This window comes from Weissella sp. MSCH1, assembly GCF_045799135.1.
Lineage (GTDB): Bacteria > Bacillota > Bacilli > Lactobacillales > Lactobacillaceae > Weissella.
This window is the reverse complement of record NZ_JBJMBA010000043.1, coordinates 121,271-142,134: the sequence shown is the minus strand read 5'-3', so window position 1 is coordinate 142,134 and position 20,864 is coordinate 121,271. Positions and strand designations below refer to the sequence as shown.

Here is a 20,864-nt window from a genome sequence, read left to right as displayed (position 1 = left end):
CTTAAGATTGGAGGGTAAACATATGGCAGTTGATGCAGTCAACGGAAAGCGTACTCGCTTCGGTAACCAACGTTCACACGCCCTTAACTCAAGCCGTCGTAGCTGGAAGCCAAACTTGCAAAAGGTGACGGTTAAGATTAACGGTTCAGCACCTAAGAAGGTGTACTTGTCAGCTCGTACTTTGAAGGCTGGTTTGAAGAACGGTTCAATTGAGCGTGTTTAATAGATAAAGCTACCGTCTACGGTGGCTTTTTTCTTTTTTACGGGACTTGTTGAAAAGTAAACAAGTTCTTCAAAAAAACTGTTTCTGGCCTATCCTATGGTAAAATAGAAATAGTTTTATACGGAGGTCATACAGATGGCAGTTAAGATTCAAACAACGCAAGGTGCGATTGAGATCGAAAATGATGTCATTGCGACGATTGTTGGGGGTGCAGCTACTGATAACTATGGTGTTGTTGGTATGGCCAGTCAAAACCCACTTCGCGATGGGGTCAACCAAATTTTGAATGGCGATAACTTCGCTAAGGGAGTTGTCGTTCGCCAACAAGAGAATGGTGTGGCAGTTGATGTGCACATTATTGTCGGGTATGGTATGAAGATTTCTGAAATTTCAAAGAGCGTGCAAGCGCGTGTAAAAAACGATTTGAATGTCATGCTTGGTATCGTGGCTAGTGAAGTAAATGTGACGGTACAAGGTGTGCGCATGCTAGGCGACTAAAACCTAGTTATAAGGAGTTGAGAACTGTGGAAGTTGTAACGACGATTACCAACGTCGAGTTTGGTAAGATGATCAACGCGGCAGCCGATGCGCTGAAGAATAACGCGGAAAAGATTAATAAATTAAATGTGTTCCCTGTGCCTGATGGTGATACGGGAACCAACATGACGTTGTCAATGGCCAGTGGTGCCGAGTACGAACGTAACGAAACGGATACCCACTTGGGTGCTTTGGCGCAAGCAACGTCAAAGGGCTTGTTGATGGGTGCCCGTGGTAACTCAGGTGTTATCTTGTCTCAAATCTTCCGCGGTTTTGCGGGAAAGATTGCTGATAAGGAAACTTTGACAGCCCGTGATTTGGCTGACGCCTTGATGGGCGGTGCTGAGACGGCGTATAAGGCCGTTATGAAGCCAACTGAAGGAACGATCCTAACTGTCATCCGTGAAGCCGCTGCGGCCGCTAATCGGACGGCTAAGGAGTCTGACGATGCAGTTGTTGTGATGAAGGCAACACTGGATGCGGCAGAAAAGGCTTTGGCGTCAACACCTGACTTATTGCCCGTTTTGAAAGAAGTGGGTGTTGTTGATTCAGGTGGACAAGGTCTTGTGATTGTTTTGGAAGCCTTCTATACAGTTTTGTCTGGTGAAGAAGTGACGACTGAAATTGATAATGCGGCTTTGGATGCCATGGTAATGGCTTTGCACAATGCTGGTGTACAAGGCGATTTGAACCCTGAAGATATCACTTATGGTTACTGCACGGAAATCATGGTGGATATCGCTAAGGGGACGACATATGATCAAGAATTTGATTATGATACGTTCTACCAACACCTAGCTGAAATGGGTGACTCATTGTTGGTTATCAACGATGACGAAGTTGTTAAGGTGCACGTGCACACTGAAGACCCTGGTGAAGTAATTAACTGGGGAACGCACTTCGGTTCATTGCGCAAGGTTAAGGTTGATAACATGCGTGACCAACAAGCTGAGGCGGCTGCCGCAGCTGAAGCCCAACGTGAAGCTGATGCTGCAGTGGCGGCTGAAAAGCCTGCTGTAGATTTGGCAGTTATCACAACGGCGGCTGGTGCAGGAATTAAGGAATTGTTTGCTTCTTCAGGAGCGACGGTTGTGATTGATTCTGAGCAAGCGCCTTCAACGCAAGACTTGGTTAATGCGGTTAAGGATAGTGGTGCGAAGGAAGCGTTGATTTTGCCAAACGATAGCAATATCTTTATGGCAGCAGATCAAGCAGTTGAAATCGCAGACGTGCCAGTTAAGGTTGTTCGTACGCGTACGATTCAACAAGGTTTGACGGCTTTGGTTTTGGGCTACAACCCAGAAGGAACACTTGACGACAACGCTGAAGCGATGACAGCAGCTTTGGGTGATGTTAAGTCTGGTGCCGTGACGACGTCAGTTCGTGACACGACGCTGAATGGCTTAGAGATTCATGCTGGTGATGCGATTGGCTTGTTCGATGGTGAAATCGTCGTGGCAGTACCAGATGCTGATATCCACCAAGCTGCGGTTGACTTATTGGGCAAGATGATTGACGATGACTCAGAGCTTGTGACGGTTTATTACGGTCAAGAAGCGAGCGAAGATGACGCCAACAAGCTTGAAGAAGCTGGTTTAGCACTTGATGAGGATTTGGAATTTGAAATCCACGATGGTGGCCAACCACTATACCCAATCTTGATGTCAGTTGAATAATTTAATGTAAATATGAAAAACGCCAACACGTTCGATAGTTCGAATGTGTTGGCGTTTTTTTGCGCAAAAATCACACCTATTCCAAAATAAGGGCTTATTCGGGCATAAAAATGAGTAAATGGTTAAAATTTAAGCAAAAGCACAAAAAGTTCGTCGGAAAATGTTGGGGGATTAATCGTAACGTTGCCGTGGATTGGGTGCATTTTATCGATACAATGCAGAGGATGGCCAAAGTATGCATTTTGGTTGTACGTAACGGGGAAACACAGAGAAGTAGACTGGAAGTGAGGACAAAGTCTATGGCGATAGAAAATACAACGTATAAAAAGAAGAAGAATAAGCAATGGTTGCGGTATGGCACAACCTCTTTGATTGTGGCGATGGGCTTAGGCGCTGGTACAACGGGCCAGGCTATGGCCGCCGAAGAGCCAACGACAACGGATATTGATCCAACATCAACGAAAACAGGCGAAGATGACAGTCAAGACACTGATTCAGATAATCGAGATGTTGACGGTGATGGACTAGATGATGAAACGGGCCAACCAGTGCCAACTAATCCAAGTGACCCAACGATGGTTAACGATAGTGGTACGACGTCAAACCCAACTGAGGGTGAAGAGGCGACTGCCGTGGCAGAAACGCCGGCTGACCCGGTTGTTGTACCTGTCGAGGAGACAGCAGCAGTTGAATCGTCAACTGACAATGTGGTTGAGATGCCAACAGAGACAGTTTCAACGACAGTGACGCCGACGACGGTGGTTGCAGAGGAGCCAGTTGCAGAAGAGCCAGTTGCAGAAGCTGAATCGCTTGCCGACACTGAAACTACGATTAACTCATCGACAGTTTCAGATGTGCCGGAACCAACAACGTCAACGCCTAGTACAGCGACGACATCAGTAATTAATGACGAGAATCAACCAGCCGAAGACGCAGAAACAACACTCGATTCTGTGTCAGATTCGGATGCGGCGCAACCTGATGAGGTACTACCAACTGAAACAGTTTCAGACCAAGATGAAAATACTGCGGCGCCGACTGAAGCGACAACGGGTGATGTGACTGATGAAGCAACAGGGGAGCAAGATGAAACAACCAGCGTCGACGTTACGACTGAAGCGACGGATACAACGCGTGAAACAGCCCCAGTAGCATCGACCGATAGCGATGCTTCTTCGACCGATGCAGGGCAGGTAGTTAGTGAAGCGTCTTCAGAGGCTACGTCAATTGCCACAGCGTCATCTGAGACGGCCAGTGATCCAAATGCGACCGTATTAGGGGAAACGAACGCCCCAACGGCAACTGTTTTAAGTGATGAACCACTCACAACAACTACAGCGCCAGCGGGTGTGACCGTGTCAATTGACACGCCGATTACTGTGCCTAATAAGGAAAGCTTTACAGGCGCGGATTATGGCCTAAGTAGTACGGTCACAGTCACGTATGCCGACAAGTATTTGTGGATTAATTTACCAGCCGTTTATAATTTGAACAGCATTGATATGGATGCGCTGAAAGCCTATGCTGTGCGTAACAGAATGGTGATTTCATTCCTGCAAGCTGGTGAACAAACGAAAGACACCACGACGGGCTTAACTGAGGCGCAGCAAGCAACATTTGACATGTTTAACAAGGATGCGTTCAATTTGATGCCTGCAACCGAAGTCACAAACGATGATGGCACAATTATTGTCTATTGGCCAGATACAACGGAGGCAAGTACAACGTTCGATTCGGTTGATCATGATGATATTCGTATTTGGGCCGAAATGAATGGTTTGGATTGGGTAGTTGCCTCTGCTGCATGGCGTCGTACTGATATGGGACAAACACCTCCAACTGGTGACCAAGTCTTAGATACCAGTAACACGGATTTGCCGGCGATTATTCGAAATGACGCTAACTTGTTACGGACGTACTATCCGGTGCAATATTTCTTGAGTGCTAGTGACAAGAAGCAGTATGTCATTTTCTTGACGCGTGAAAACCGGACATCCGATCCATGGGGTGCGACAACTAAGCCGGGTGAAACGTTGATGATTGCGGAAATCAACTCGGCTGGGATTCAAAACCGAACATATTTAAATAATGGGCAAACAATCACTCTGAACGGAACGACAGTCACCAATCGATTTTCATCGGGGTATGGTGATTATTACGTTGGTAATTATTACACGAGTACAGGTACTACGCTGCAGTCTTGGACAATGCAAGGAATCACGAGTAAGGCAACATTGGCTGATGCGAATTACTACTATGCCATTGATAACGGGGATGGAACGTACACTAAGACGGACATTCGTATTCCAGTCAATGAGAGTGCAGGCGCTTCTGGGGATGCCAAAACTAATACGTTGACTGGTGGTGCGGGTGGTTCATTCCCTGATGAATATATTATTACATCCGATGTTTTGGCCGGATATCAGTTGGTACCGTCATTGACCTATGCATCAGGTCAGCTGTCATCTTCAACAAGCGGTACAGGCACCACTACAAAGCAGACGGTTCGTGGAAAGTTTATGACCAACAATTATGATCAGATGGTTAAAACGGCTTCTAATATGTATCGCACTGTGCTTGATCCAAACAACCCGTTTAACTTGGCGTTGATTCGAGCTTATGGTTTTGATTTAAGCAAGGTGCCAGTTGGAGCGGTCGTCGATAAGTACATCAATAGTAGCGGTGGTTATACGGTCACGATTGCTTGGCCAGTGGTTGATGCCAATGGCAACGAAATTGGGCAAACGTCAATTATTTGGGATACTGGCTCAAATACGATTCGATTTGATACAGGGACCAGTGGTGGCGCAGCAACCAATCCGGTTAAACACTATACGATTCCGACGTCACCACTGACGTTTTATCTCCAAACGAATACGACGACTGGCGCAACGACGATTGTGGCCGCAACATCAGCACCAACTACGGCTGGCTATACGTTTGCTAAGATTACGGGAGATATTTATAAGACAACGACTGGAACGCTAACATTTTCTGCTAAGGATGCGTTTGGTAACGCTAACACGTTGGTTTCAACACCAGATTGGTTGGATGAAGACCGCAACGGTTCGATTGACGGCGGTAGTTTCACTGGCTTTAAGAATGGTGGATATGGTGACAAACAAAATAGTTTTACCATCGTTGGTAAGTATGGTGTTTCAGGCGTTAACTTTTATTATGTGGCCGCGCCACAAATGGCGACGGTTGGCCTAAAAACGGCTGAAAAGCAATCGGACGGGACGTACAAGTTGGTTGATACCTTGCGGACGAATACGGATGGTGTGTCAAACTATGCCAATAAGACGTCTGGTCAAAAAGATTCGGCGTTGCAAGGTGTGACGGGTGCTGTAATTGGTGTTGCTCGATCAGCAAGTACAACTAACGACTGGTCGAAAATTAATACAAAGGTGCCGGGATATACTTATATTGGTTATACCTATAATGGTGGGTCGCTACAATCTGTACAAAAAACAGATGGTACGTATGCCATGCCTTTTGAAAATGCGAACACGAAGTACAATGCGACGGCAAGTACGAGTGTTTCGAATGGGGCGATTACTGATTCATCAGCCGATGCGATTGTTTTGTACTACGCTATTGGTAGCCAACAGGCGCAAATCAAGTTTGTCATGGCCGACGGGACGACAGCACCAGCCAATATCAATTTTACTGGTACGACAGGCGGGGCGTTGTCACAAGACGTTGCAAGCAGCATTCCAGCTGGATACCATATTGACACCAGCAAGACGACAACGACTGGAACACCGGCAATGACACTATCTGGCACGACGGTTTCCGGTACGTATGACACAACGAATAATAATTTGAGTGCCACTGATAGCAGTTTGCAAACGATGACGATTACATTGGTTGCTGATACGCAAACTGTGACTGTTCGTTATATCGATGTTAATGATTCAGAGAAAGCCGAAGGATGGACCGCTGCTGATGGGACTGAATTAACAGATTGGGGCCAAACGGTAGCCGGGGATACAGGTAAGAGTTATACCAACGCCCTTCGAGCGGCTGCAGCAAGTGGTTATGTCATTGTGGCCCAAGATGCCGGAGCTACAGCTGGAACCTTTGACAATGATACTAATACTGACCAAACTTACTACGTTTATTTAAAGCACGACACAATTAGTGTGGAAGGTGGTAAGGACGGTAATGCAACGTGGACAGTAAGGTCGACGGTTCGTTATCGCTATGAAGACGGCACAACAGCTGCCGCAGCTAATGTTAGGACGACAACTTTTACGGCTACCATTACTTATGATGCGGTCACAGGTGAGGAACTGAATGACTCATGGGATGCAGATAGCTATACATTCGACGATGTGGAATCACCAGTCATTCAAGGTTACATCGCCGATAAATTGGAAGCTGGAGCAGCGACGGTTACTTATACATCTGCTGGAGTTGCAGCAATTGTTATGTATAAGGCATTAGGCGCTTGGACGCCAAGCTTCCCGGATACGACACCAGATAATCCACCAGCAGATATTACGTATCCCAATGATCCTAACGATCCAACGCAACCTGATCGTACCAATCCATCGGTGCCGGTTGTACCGTATGTGCCAGGTTATACACCAGAAGGACCAAACGGACCGTTGACACCAGTTAATCCCAATGACCCAAGCAGTGGTTATTTGCCACCAGATGTGCCAACAGATCCAACAGCTGATACAACCATTGTTTATCATGCGAATGAACAAACGATCACGGTTAACTATATTTATGTTGCTGACGACGGTACCCGTACGACGGTTAAGACAGAATCGTTCACTGGTAAATCGAACGCGGACTATACCCACGAATTGTGGGATTATGAGAATAATCCGGACCAATCTTATGTGCTGGTATCTAAGGATGCGGGCGCTGAGAGCGGTAAGTTTGATGATGATGATGATTCTGATCAAGTCTACAACGTTATTTTGGCAATCGGAACGGAATCGGTACCGGGCGGTAAGGACGATGATCCAAACCAAAGCGACTATACGAAGACGGTGACACGCACGATTCATTACGTCGACCAGGCTGGCAACCAGATGGTCGATGCAAACGGGGATCCCGTGCCAGATCGCATTATGCGGCATACGTTCACCGCAACAGTGACCTATAAAGTTGACTCAAATGTGCCAGTTTCGGTTGAATGGCCAAATGATGCGGCTACGTTTGAGGAAGTTAAGAGTCCGGTCATTACTGGGTATGTTGCTGATGTAACGCAAGTTGATGCGGATCAAATTGACCACAATGACACGGACACGACGTATACGGTGACATACAAGCCGATGGGAAGTTGGACGCCAAGCTTCCCGCCGAATACCGAAAATGTACCAAGTGACCCGATTCAATATCCAAATGATCCAAACAATCCGACGGATAATGAAACGCCACACGATCCTGCTGAACCGGATGATCCGGTGATTCCATATGTACCGGGTTATACGCCGGAAGGACCAGATGGTACGCCATTGAAGCCGGTTGATCCAGAAAATCCATCAGCTGGCTATATTCCACCAGCACCGACAGATCCAACTGGAGATACAACGATTAATTACACACGCAATACGCAACAAGTGATTGTTCGCTATATCGATAACACAACGAAGCAGGAAGTCACGGAACTACGTCAAACTTTCTCAGGCGAGACCGATCAAACGTACACCAATACGCTTGCTGACTATGCCTCACTTGGTTACACATTTGTTAGCGCTGAAGCGGGAGCAACTGCCGGAACTTATGACCGTGATGACACGGCTACCCAAATTTATTTGGTTCACCTGGACCACGGGACCGTGGTTGTGGATGGCGGTCGTGAAGATGATCCAAATTATGACAGTTACACGTCAACGGTTACGTCGACAGTTCACTACGTTTATGAAGCTGATAATGCAACAGCTAAGCCGGATAGCGTTCAGAAAAAGACGTTTACGGCTTCAGTAACCTATGATGCCGTCACTGGGACAGTGGTTTCAATTGAGTGGCCAGCTGAGTCACAAAACTTTGATGATGTGCAGACGCCAGTGATTGATGGTTACTTTGCTAGTGAGGGTTCAGTTGCGGGTGGTGCGGTTGATTACAACGACGCAAACCGTGAAGAAACAGTAACCTATACGAAGCTAGGTTCTTGGATTCCACACGTCCCTGATTTGCCAGAAGATGAGCAATTGAAGACGCGTGTCTATCCGAATGACCCAAATGACGCATCCAAGGTTTGGACGCGTGATGACCCAAGCTATGTTGAAGTGCCGGTGCCGTATATCCCAGGGTATACACCAACGACTGACGGTAGTAGCATCCCATTGGAGCAAATTGATCCAAACGATGTGACAAAGGGCTACTACCCACCAGCTGTGCCGGATAACGCAGCGGCCGATACGCCGATTTATTATGTGGCTCATCCCCAAACACTGGTGGTGGTTTACGTCGATATTTCAACAGGCACTGAAGTCGAAGTCACTGAACTTCAACAAACGTTAACTGGTACGACGAACGCGGCTTACACGAATACTTTGTCAGATTATGCTGCGCGCGGTTACGTCTTAGTTAATCAAGATGCAACAGCAACTGAAGGAACGTACGATAACGCGGATAATGTGACCCAATTTGCGAAGGTCTACTTGGATCATGGCACCGTTGTAGTTACGCCAGATACCCCTGGTGACCCAGGGATGCCAATGTATCCAGATGTACCTGGAACGCCAACTTGGCCACAAGGGACGGATATTGATGGCGTTAAGCAAACTGTTAATGGCGTTATTAGTTATCAGTATGCTAATGGGGATGAAGTCTTCCCAGATGTTACACGTACAGTGACGTTTGAACGGTCAATTACACTAGATGCGGTAACGGGTGAGCAAATTTCAACGACGGACTGGGTTGTGACGGCTGGTGATGATGACTGGCCAGAGACGCCGAGTCCAGTGAAGGCAGGTTACTACGCTGATATCTCAGATATTTTGGCGGTAACGATTACACCAGGTGATTTCGATCGTAGTTACATGGTGACGTACTACCCAATGGGACAGTACGTACCGGTATTCCCAGAGGGGACTGAAAACGTGCCAAGTGATCCGATTACGTATCCAAATGACCCAGATAACCCTGGCAATCCTTTGGAACCAGGTCAAGGCACGCCGGATACGCCAGGTGACACGGATAATCCAACCTTGCCATACGTACCAGGCTTTACGCCACAAGGACCAGATGGTACACCGTTGGATCCGGTCGATCCAAATAACCCAAGTGCGGGTTACTGGCCACCGGAAACGCCAACCGATAATCCGGGTGGGGACACGACGATTACCTACACGGCTAATGAGCAAAAGGCGACTGTGACATTTATCGACGATACGACGGGTGACACACTGAAGGTTGTCGATTTGACAGGTAAGTCTGACGAAACGGATGCCTATCGTACAGCAACTGACATTGCGACGTACGAACGTGCCGGATATGTCCTTGTGAGTGATGATTATCCAACGGATGGTGTGGTTTATGACCGTGTTGATGATGAGGACCAACCATTCACAGTGCACTTGAAGCAAGTTACGATTACGGTTGAACCGGATGATCCAAAGAACCCGGGAACGGATATCTTTACGCCAGGTGACCCGGTTGATCCGAGTGATCCAAGCAGCCCAACATATCCGGAAAGCCCATACACGCCGGGTGACCCAGTTTATCCAGACCAACCAGATGGCCCAACGGTACCTGACACACCAGGTGACCCAGGCACGCCGGTTGATCCTGATAATCCAAGTGGTCCGACATGGCCAGCAACACCAACGTACCCAAGTGGTGTCACTAAGGATGATTTGAACCAGACAGTCACGCGTACGATTACGTACACATATGCAAGCGACGGGTCAGAGGCTTCTAAGACAGTTACTGAAACGTTGACGTACAGCCGTACGGCGACAGTTAATGCGGTGACTGGTGCAGTGACGTATGGCGATTGGCAGACAACTGATTCAACCCTTGATAAGGTTGATTCGCCGTTGATTTCTGGATATGTGGCGAGTCAATTAACTGTCGATGAAGAGGCGGATGTTGACGCGATGGCCGATGATACAACGGTTGCAATCACGTATACCAAACTTGGACAATGGGTGCCATCATTCCCACCATCAGCCGATGATGAGAATGTACCAAGTGATCCAATTGATTATCCAAACAACCCAAGTGACCCAACTAAACCGTTGGAGCCGGGTGAGAATAATCCAAACGATCCAGGTACACCGGCTAACCCAACCTTGCCATATGTGCCTGGTTATACACCAGAAGGCCCAGACGGCACGCCGTTGACGCCGGTTGATCCAGATAATCCAAGTGCGGGTTACTGGCCACCAGAGACACCGACGGACAAGCCGGGGGATGACACGGTTATTCACTATGTGGCCAATGATCAAGCAGCTCGGATTACGTATATTGACGATGACACGGGCCTTGAATTGGCAGTTGATACGATTGCTGGTGAATCGAGTGACACCTCGACGTACACAACGGCTGACCGCATCAAGTCTTACGAAGCGCAAGGATACACATTGGTTTCAAATGACTTCCCAGAGGATGAGTTCCAATTCGATCGTGATGACGCAACGGAACAAAAGTTCGAGGTACATTTGAAGCGCACGGTTTTGGTGATTACACCAGATGACCCACGCACGCCAAGTGACCCAATCTTTACGCCGGGTGAGCCGGTGGACCCGAGTGATCCATCAAGCCCAACGTATCCAGCCGAACCAGGTACACCAGGTGAGCCGATTGATCCGGCAAACCCAAGTGGCCCAACTTGGCCGGAGACACCAACATACCCAGCAGGATTGACGGCTGAAGATTTGAACCAAACGGTCAACTTGACGGTCAACTATGTTTACGAAGATGGTACGACGGTTGCTCACGACCCACATACGGATGCGGTGCACTTTACGCGCACGGCAACGTTGGACACAGTGACGGGTGAGGTGACGTACTCAGATTGGGTAGCGGTTAACGATGATGATTTGCTGGATACCTACAAGTCACCAGTTGTTGAGGGTTACTATGCTGATAAGGCATACAGTACCGCGGTGACGGTTGCAGCCGAGGATGGTGATGTGACTGAGACCGTGACGTACAAGAAGTTGGGGCAATGGGTACCATCGTTCCCAGCCACGACGCCAAGTGCACCGACGGATCCAATTGATTATCCAAATAATCCAAGTGATCCAACGGTGCCAACGGATCCGGCTGAGAATCCAAGCGAACCAGGTACGCCAGAGAACCCAACGTTACCTTACGTGCCAGGTTACACGCCAGAAGGGCCAGATGGTGAGCCGTTAACACCGGCTGATCCAAGCAACCCATCGTCAGGCTACTTGCCACCAAACCCAACTAATCCGGGAGATGATACGGTGATTACTTATGTACCAGCTGATCAAGTTGGTTCGGTAACGTATGTTGATCAGACAACTGGTGAAACGCTAGTGGTTGATTCATTGGCGGGTAAGTCAGATGAGCCGGGCACGTATGTAACTGCCGACCGCATTAAGCAATATGAGGCGATGGGATATGTACTGGTATCGGACGACTATCCAACTGACTTTACGTTCGACAGTGATACGGCTAAGTCACAAGATTTCACGGTAACGTTAAAGCAAGCAACGGTGGTTGTGACGCCTGATGATCCAAAGAATCCTAGTGACCCAATCTTTACGCAGGGCGATCCGGTGGACCCAAGTGATCCATCAAGCCCAACGTATCCTGCCGAACCTGGTACGCCAGGTGATCCGATTGATCCAAACAACCCAAGTGGTCCCACGTGGCCAGCGACGCCAACGTATCCAGCTGGGGTAACAACGACAGATTTGAACAAGACGGTCACACGGACAGTGACGTATGTTTACGAAGATGGTTCTGAAGCTGCGACAACAGTGACGGACAATGTCGTCTTCGAACGGACTGCTACGGTTAACGCCGTGACGGGTGAGGTCACATATGGCGAGTGGACGGCAGTCGGCGATGATGTCGATTGGCAACAAGTTGATTCACCAATGATTGTCGGCTACATGGCAGACAAGGCGTCGGTTGAATTTGTAGATGTTACCGGTGCAACTGAGTCAACATCGGTTGTTGTGACGTACACAGCGGTTGGTCAATGGGTACCACATTTCCCACCGGGAACTGAAGATGTCCCAAGCGACCCAATCAACTATCCAAACAACCCAGATGATCCAACGAATCCAGCGGATCCTGGTCCGGATAATCCGGCCGATCCTGGGACGACGGATAACCCAACCTTGCCATACGTGCCTGGCTTTACGCCACAAGGTCCTGATGGTGAGCCGTTGGAGCCGGTTAACCCAAGCAACCCAAGTGCTGGTTACTGGCCACCGGTTATCCCGGATGATCCTAAGCAGAGCCAAGATATTACCTATACGGCTAATGAACAAACCGCGCGAATAGTCTTTATTGATGATACGGCCGGCACGACATTGGCAACTGATGATATCGATGGTGTCTCAGATGAGAAGGCGACGTATACGACGGCGGATCGTTTGGCTACTTACTACGCGCAAGGTTACACGTTGGTCAGCGATGAATATCCAGCCGACTTTGCGTTTGACCGTGTCGATGGCAACGTTGAAACGTTCGAGGTTCACTTGAAGCACGCTGCGATTACGGTGACGCCAGATGATCCAAAGAACCCATCGACGCCAATTTACACACCGGGCGACCCAGTTGATCCAAGTGACCCAGATAGTCCAACGTATCCAGCGGAACCAGGTACGCCTGGTGAACCAATTGATCCGGATAATCCAAGTGGTCCAACTTGGCCGGCGGTACCAACGTACCCAGCCGGTGTGACGACGACCGACTTGAATGAGACGGTCAATCGTACGATTACGTATGTCGATGAGGCAGGTAATACGGTCTTTGATGATGCAACGGACAAAGTTAGCTTCACACGCACGGCGACAGTCGATGCGGTAACGGGTGAAGTTACGTACGGTGAGTGGGTTGCAACTGGTAATGACACAACGTTCGACGCGGTGACCTCACCAGTTAAGACTGGTTACTATGCTGATAAGGAAGTGGTTGCTGAAACGACTGGCTTGACGGCAACGACGGCGGATGAAACCGTGCAAGTGGTCTACAAGCCAATGGGACAATGGGTACCATCATTCCCGGCCGGTACGGAAAACGTGCCATCTGATCCAACGACGTATCCAAATGACCCAGCTCATGCTGATACACCCCTTGAACCAGGTGACACGAATTCGAATGTACCAGGCACACCGGATAATCCAACGATGCCATATGTGCCTGGCTTTACGCCACAAGGCCCAGATGGTACGCCACTTGAGCCAGTAACGCCAGGTTCGCCAGAAGGTGGTTATTGGCCACCTGCAACACCAACCGATAACCCGGGTGGTGATACGGTTGTGACTTATGTTGCGGATGAACAAAAGGCAACGATTACGTACCACGATGTGACGACTAATACGGATTTGTCGGTTGATTCGATTGCTGGCCATTCTGATGAAACAAGTTCTTACACCACGGCCCAACGCATTGCGATGTATGAGCAACAAGGTTACCGTTTGGTGGCCGATGGTTATCCGGGAACGGACTTCACGTTCGACCGCGATACGGCAACTGATCAAGCGTACATTGTGCAACTTGAGCGCATTACGCAAACGATTACGCCAGATGATCCAAAGACGCCAAGTTCACCAATCTTTACGCCGGGTGAGCCGGTGGACCCAAGTGATCCATCAAGCCCAACGTATCCTGACCAACCTGGTACGCCGGGTGAACCAATTGATCCATATAATCCAAGTGGCCCAACTTGGCCAGCCACGCCGACTTATCCAGCCGGTTTGGAGCATGATGATTTGAATCAAACGGTGACGCGTGAAGTGACTTATGTTTACGATCGTGATGGTTCAGAAGCTGCGAAAACAGCAACGGAAACGTTGACGTTTACGCGTACGGCGATGCTTGATACGGTTAGTGGCGAGATTACGTATGGTGAGTGGATTGCGGCTGATAGTGATACCACTTTTGATGAGGTGACATCACCAACGATTGCTGGATACACGGCAAACCGCGCGTCAGTTGCGGAAGCGACCGGCGTTGTGGCAATGGATGAAGATACGTCGATTGAAGTGCGTTACGTTGCGAACGAGCAACATGCAACAATTACGTATATTGATGACAATACGCAACAAACGATTGTCATGGATGACATTACCGGCCAATCTGATGGCACGACGACATACACGACGACTGATCGGATTGCAGCTTTGCAAGCGCAAGGTTACAGTCTCGTGAATGATGGTTGGCCAGCTGACTTCGTGTTCGACACGGATGATGATACGACGCAAGCCTTCGAAGTTCATTTGAAGCACGCGACGATTACGGTTGATCCAGATGATCCGAAGACGCCAAGTTCACCGGTTTACACGCCAGGTGACCCAGTTGATCCGGATGATCCAGATGGTCCAACATATCCTGCTGAACCAGGTACGCCAGGCGAGCCAATCGATCCAAATAATCCAAGTGGCCCAACTTGGCCAGCGACACCAACGTATCCTGATGGTTTGAAGACGACTGATTTGAATGAGACGGTTGATCGGACGATTACGTATGTTTACGAGGATGGAAGTGAAGCTGCAAAGACGGTGACGGATAACGTCCAGTTCACACGTACTGCCGAGTATGACGTGGTGACGGGAACTGTGACCTATGGTGATTGGATTGCGACGAATGGTGATACCACCTTTGATGCGGTTGAATCGCCGGTGATTACTGGCTATTATGCAGATTTGACCCAAGTTGATGAAACGACAGGTTTGACAGCTGATAGTGGGGATGAAAACGTTAAGGTCACGTATAAGCAAATGGGACAATGGGTACCATCGTTCCCAGCGAATACACCAAGTGTACCAACGGATTCGATCACGTATCCAAACGATCCGGATGATCCAACGCAACCGCTTGAACCGGGTGCGCCAGATTATCCAGTCATCCCATACGTGCCAGGCTTTACGCCAGCAGGACCGGATGGCCCATTGCAACCAGTTGATCCGACTGATCCAAGCAAGGGCTATGTGCCACCGGCAACGCCGACGGACAACCCTGGTGAAGACACGACGATTAATTATGTTGCCAATGAGCAAACGGCCACGATTACGTTTATCGATGACACGACGAAGACGAATTTGGCAGTCGATACAATCACGGGTGTTTCTGATGCAACGTCAACGTATACCACGGCTGAGCGTATTCAAGCATACTTGGCGCAAGGTTACACGCTTGTTTCTGATGGTTATCCAACTGACTTCACGTTTGACCGTGATGACAGCAAGACGCAAGCGTATGAAGTGCACTTGAAGCACGCGACGATTACGATTACGCCAAGTGATCCGAAGACGCCGAGTCAGCCGATTTACAACCCAGGCGATCCGGTCGATCCAAGTGACCCAGATAGCCCAACGTACCCAGAGGAACCAGGTAATCCAGGTGACCCAATTGATCCGGATAACCCAAGTGGTCCAACTTGGCCAGCGACGCCAACGTACCCAGCTGGTTTGACTGAAACTGATTTGAATGAATCAGTCACGCAAACCATCACGTATGTATACGCCGACGGCCAAGAGGCAAGTGATCCGAAGACCGACACGGTTACGTTTAGCCGTACGGCGACGCTTGATCCGGTCACGGGTGCGGTAACGTATGGTGAGTGGATTGCAGCAAATAGTGATACCACGTTTGATGCGGTTGCTTCGCCAGTGATTACTGGCTATGTTGCGGATAAGCAAACGGTCGCTGAAGTGACTGGCATTCAGGCAACTGATGCTGACACTGACCCAGTTGTGACTTACACGGCGATGGGACAATGGGTACCATCATATCCAGCTGGTACGCCTGATGTACCAACGGAGCCGATGACGTATCCAAATGACCCAGATGACCCAACGCAACCAGCTGATCCAACGGCACCAAATTATCCGGTCATTCCGGATGTGCCAGGCTTTACGCCACAAGGACCAGATGGCCCATTGCAACCAGTTGATCCAAGTGACCCAAGTAAGGGTTACGTACCACCAGCAACGCCGACTGATCCGACCCAAGATACGACGATTACGTATGTTGCGAATGATCAGCAAGCGACGATTACGTATATTGATAAGACAACTGGCAAGCAATTGGCGATGGATACCATCACGGGACACTCTGATGAGACGTCAACGTACACAACGGCTGACAAGATTGCGGCCTACGAGGCGGCTGGTTATGTCTTAGTTTCAGATGGTTATCCAGGTGCTAACTTTGCCTTCGATCGTGAAGATAATTACGACCAAGCGTACGAAGTGATTTTGGAACACGCAGTGATTACAGTTGATCCAAATGACCCAAAGACGCCAAGTTCACCAATCTTCACGCCGGGTGGTCCAGTTGATCCGGATGATCCAACGAGCCCAACTTATCCGGTTAACCCTGGTGATACACCGACGCCAACGTACCCAGTGGGTGTGGAAACAGCTGATTTGAATGAGTCTGTGACCCAAACCATCACGTACACATATGCGGACGGTACAACAGCGGCGGATGAGGTGACAGACACGGTAACGTTCAGTCGTACTGCGACCGTCGATGCGGTAACTGGAACGGTGACGTACGGTGATTGGATTGCAAGCAAAGGTGATACAACCTTTGACGCGGTGACGTCACCAGTGATAAGTGGGTATGTAGCAGATAAGCAAACGATTGCTGAAGTGACCGGGATTGTCGCTAAGGATGCGGACACGACCATTAATGTTGTGTACAACAAGATGGGACAATGGGTACCGTCGTTCCCAGCGGGCACGACCGATGTACCAAGTGATCCGATGACGTATCCAAACGATCCAGATGATCCAACGGAGCCTCTGACACCTGGACCGGAAAATGAAAATGAGCCAGGTGACCCAGCAAACCCAACCTTGCCGTACGTGCCAGGCTTTACGCCACAAGGCCCAGATGGTCCATTGCAACCAGTTGATCCAGCAAACCCAAGTTCAGGTTACTGGCCACCAACTTTGCCAAGTGACCCAACGACTGATACGACAATCACATACACTGCGGATGAACAAGCGGCCACGATTACGTATATTGATATGGTGACAAATGAGATATTAGGTGTTGATCACATTAAGGGTGGATCGGATGAATCGCATGCCTACACAACGGCCAACCGATTGGCGGCTTACCTGGTGAGTGGTTATGAGTTGGTATCAGATGGCTACCCAACGAACTTTACGTTTGACCGTGATACGACAGTCACGCAAGCCTATACGGTAACCTTGACGCACGGTTCACAAACGATTAATCCAGACGATCCAAAGACGCCAGGCACGCCAATTAATCCGGATAACCCTGATGGAACAAAGTATCCGGACGGTTTGAAGTCAACTGATTTGAATGAGTCAGTGACGCGTACGATTACGTATGTGGACCAAGCTGGCAAGACAATGGCGACTGCGGTTAAGGAAACCATTCACTTTACGCGTACGGCGACCCTTGATACGGTGACCGGAGCATATACGTATAGTGCATGGGTGCCAACGACCGTCACATCAATGGATGCCGTTGATTCGCCAGTAATTGCTGGTTATGTGGCTGATCGCCAAACGGTCGCTGCTTTGAGTGATTTGACGGCAACGTCAGCGGATATGTCAGAAAAGGTTGTGTACTCACCAATTGGTCAGTACGTACCATCATTCCCAAGTGGTGTAACGGACGTGCCAAGCACGCCAATTGATTATCCAAATAACCCTGATGATCCAACGACGACGGATACACCGGGCGAGGATAATCCAGCCACACCGGGAACACCTGATAATCCAACGATGCCGTATGTACCAGGCTTTACGCCGCAAGGTCCGGACGGTCCGTTGCAACCAGTGGATCCAGACAACCCAAGTGCCGGTTACTGGCCACCAGCGCCAAGTGAGACACCAACTGAAGATACGACGATTACGTACACGGCCAATAAGCAAACGGCGACGATTACGTATATCGATGATGAAACTGGTCGCGTTTTGGCTGTTGATACGATTACGGGTGGTTCAGCGGAAACGAGCTCGTACTCACCTTACAACCGCATTATGGTTTACAAGTTGGCTGGTATGATGTTGGTAAGCAATGGGTACCCAAGTCACTTTACGTTTGATCGTGATGAATCGATTGATCAAGCTTTTGAAGTTCATTTTGAAGGTGCGACAATCACGGTTACGCCAGATGATCCAAAGGTACCAGGTGAGCCAATTTACCAACCAGGTGATTTGATTGATCCAAACAATCCAGATTCACCAACGTTCCCAGATCCACTTGGTGAGCCAGGTACACCGGTTGATCCGGATGATCCGGATTCTCCAACTTGGCCACAACCGCCGGTTTGGCCGGATGGGGTAACGGCGGCAGATTTGCGTGAAGAAGTCAACCAAACCATCACTTATATCTATGAGAAGGATGGTTCAACGGCGGCTAAGACGGTCACTGATCAGGTTGTCTTTATCCGTACTGTGACAATTAACGTTATTGCTGCCCAACAGAGCGCCCAACCGCAAGCACGTTTGGCTCGTGCTGCAACGTCAAGTGCGATTGTTTACTCTGATTGGCAGGCAGTGAACAACGATAATAAGTTCGATGCCAAGACCTCGCCAGTTATTCCAGGCTACATCGCTGACCGATTGGTGGTTGAAGAAGTAGCTGGTATGGATGAAACCAGTGCAGATGACATCCAGCAAGTTGTTTATCGTCAACTTGGTTCTTGGGTACCGAGTGTGCCACAGGTACCGGGGGTTAAGACACCGGCTGATGTGACGTATCCAAATGATCCGGATGACCCAACGAAGACGGCTGATCCAAATTCACCAGGTTATCCAGTCATTCCATATGTACCAGGCTTTACGCCACAAGGCCCAGATGGGACGCCACTACAGCCGGTTGACCCAAAGGATCCAAGCCAGGGTTACTGGCCACCAGCTGTGCCAACTGATCCGACGACTGATACAACGATTGTTTATCGTGTTGACCAGCAGCGTGCAACGGTTAACTTCATCGATCAAAACACGAAGCAGGTGCTTCACGTTGAACAATTGACCGGTGATAGTTACAGTAAGTCAACTTATACGACCGCTGATCAAATTGCGGGTTATCTTGCGCAAGGTTATGTCCTTGTACGGGATGGTTATCCAGTAGGCGGTATGACGTTTGATGCCGATTCAGCCCATAACCAAACCTTTGTGGTAACGCTAGCTCATGGTACAGTAACGGCTGATCCAAATCACCCAGGTGTACCAGGAACGCCAATTGATCCGAACAACCCAACTGGACCAAAGTGGCCGGCGGGTACGGATAAGGCTAGCTTGACTGACGAAGTTGAGCGAATCGTACGTTACTTGAATGATGCTGGGCAGACTGTTGCAGAAGCACAAACGCAAATTGTTACGTTTACACGAACGGCAACGGTTGACCTGGTGACCGGCCAAGTCACATATGGTCCTTGGCAATCGAGTCAGTCAGCAGAGATGGCGGCCATTACGTCACCGCATCTAGCGGGTTACATTGTTGATCGCCCAACGGTTGCATCAGCAACGGTTCAAGCTGGTCAAGGTGACTGGGTCGAGACGGTTCGTTATCACGCGGTTGGCGCATATGTACCACAGGTGCCGGGAGGCGTACCGGTTGACTATGTCACGAATCCAAATGATCCAAGTGGTATTCTCACACCAGGTGAACCCGGTAGTCCGGTTTTGCCACACGTGCCAGGCTATGTACCAGTTGGTCCGGATGGCAAGCCATTACAACCGGTAGATCCAAATGATCCGCGTCAGGGTTATTGGCCGCCTGCGGTTGCAGACCCAACCCAAGATACGCCGATTACGTATGTTCAGATTGTGACTGACGAGGTAACGCCAGATGTTGCGACACCAGCGCCAGTTGATTCAGCGGTTGTTGTTGATCATCAAGTGCCGGTTAGTGACGGTGTCGTGCCAGATAGCGTTGCAGTTTTGCCGCCTGCTGAAGTGACCGCAGACAGTCAACAGACAACGAGTGGCGGATCATTAGCTTACACGGCATCATCGGCCACAACGACTGGACAGACGGATGTGGCAAATGAAACGCCAACCAAGCATTCAGGTGTTTTGCCTTATACAGGTCAGGATGACCAAGAAGGAGCCAAAGCAACTGGATTGGCCATGCTGTTTGGTTTGTTCCTCGGTTTGTTCAAGCGTCGTAAGCGCAAGGATGAATCAGATGAGACGACGAAGCATCATGAAGATCGCTAGTTAAGATAAGCAGACACCTCGTCAACGGTTTAAGTTGGCGAGGTGTTTTTGATTAGGAATATTTCAAAAAAAGCCCACGTTTTGTTGTTATACTGAAAG

Annotated in this window: 4 protein-coding genes; all 4 read left to right on the top strand. The window is 49.2% G+C overall.

The window, feature by feature from the left end:
- The first annotated feature begins 22 nt into the window (after positions 1-22).
- The 4 genes from rpmB (at position 23) to ACJ28U_RS08700 (ending at position 20,765) form a co-directional block, all read left to right on the top strand.
- Positions 23-223 (top strand): 50S ribosomal protein L28, encoded by a 201-nt coding sequence (gene rpmB / locus ACJ28U_RS08715; protein ID WP_003609111.1) that lies wholly within the window; start codon positions 23-25, stop codon positions 221-223.
- A 135-nt stretch (positions 224-358) separates the two neighbouring features.
- The gene (locus ACJ28U_RS08710) at positions 359-721 is read left to right on the top strand and encodes an Asp23/Gls24 family envelope stress response protein (RefSeq protein ID WP_010372786.1); all 363 of its coding nucleotides are present in this window, start codon (positions 359-361) and stop codon (positions 719-721) included.
- 26 nt (positions 722-747) lie between these two features.
- The gene (locus ACJ28U_RS08705; RefSeq protein ID WP_099087514.1) at positions 748-2,436 is read left to right on the top strand and encodes a DAK2 domain-containing protein; all 1,689 of its coding nucleotides are present in this window, start codon (positions 748-750) and stop codon (positions 2,434-2,436) included.
- Between the two features lie 299 nt (positions 2,437-2,735).
- Entirely contained in the window at positions 2,736-20,765 is an 18,030-nt protein-coding gene (locus ACJ28U_RS08700; protein WP_407618991.1) for a mucin-binding protein, read from the top strand.
- Positions 20,766-20,864: the final 99 nt, after the last annotated feature.

What these genes read in the sequence shown, in the direction of transcription:
- rpmB (WP_003609111.1), top strand. Translation starts at nt 23, where the DNA reads ATGGCAGTTGATGCAGTCAACGGAAAGCGTACTCGCTTCGGTAACCAA.
- ACJ28U_RS08700 (WP_407618991.1), top strand. Translation starts at nt 2,736, where the DNA reads ATGGCGATAGAAAATACAACGTATAAAAAGAAGAAGAATAAGCAATGG.
- ACJ28U_RS08710 (WP_010372786.1), top strand. Translation starts at nt 359, where the DNA reads ATGGCAGTTAAGATTCAAACAACGCAAGGTGCGATTGAGATCGAAAAT.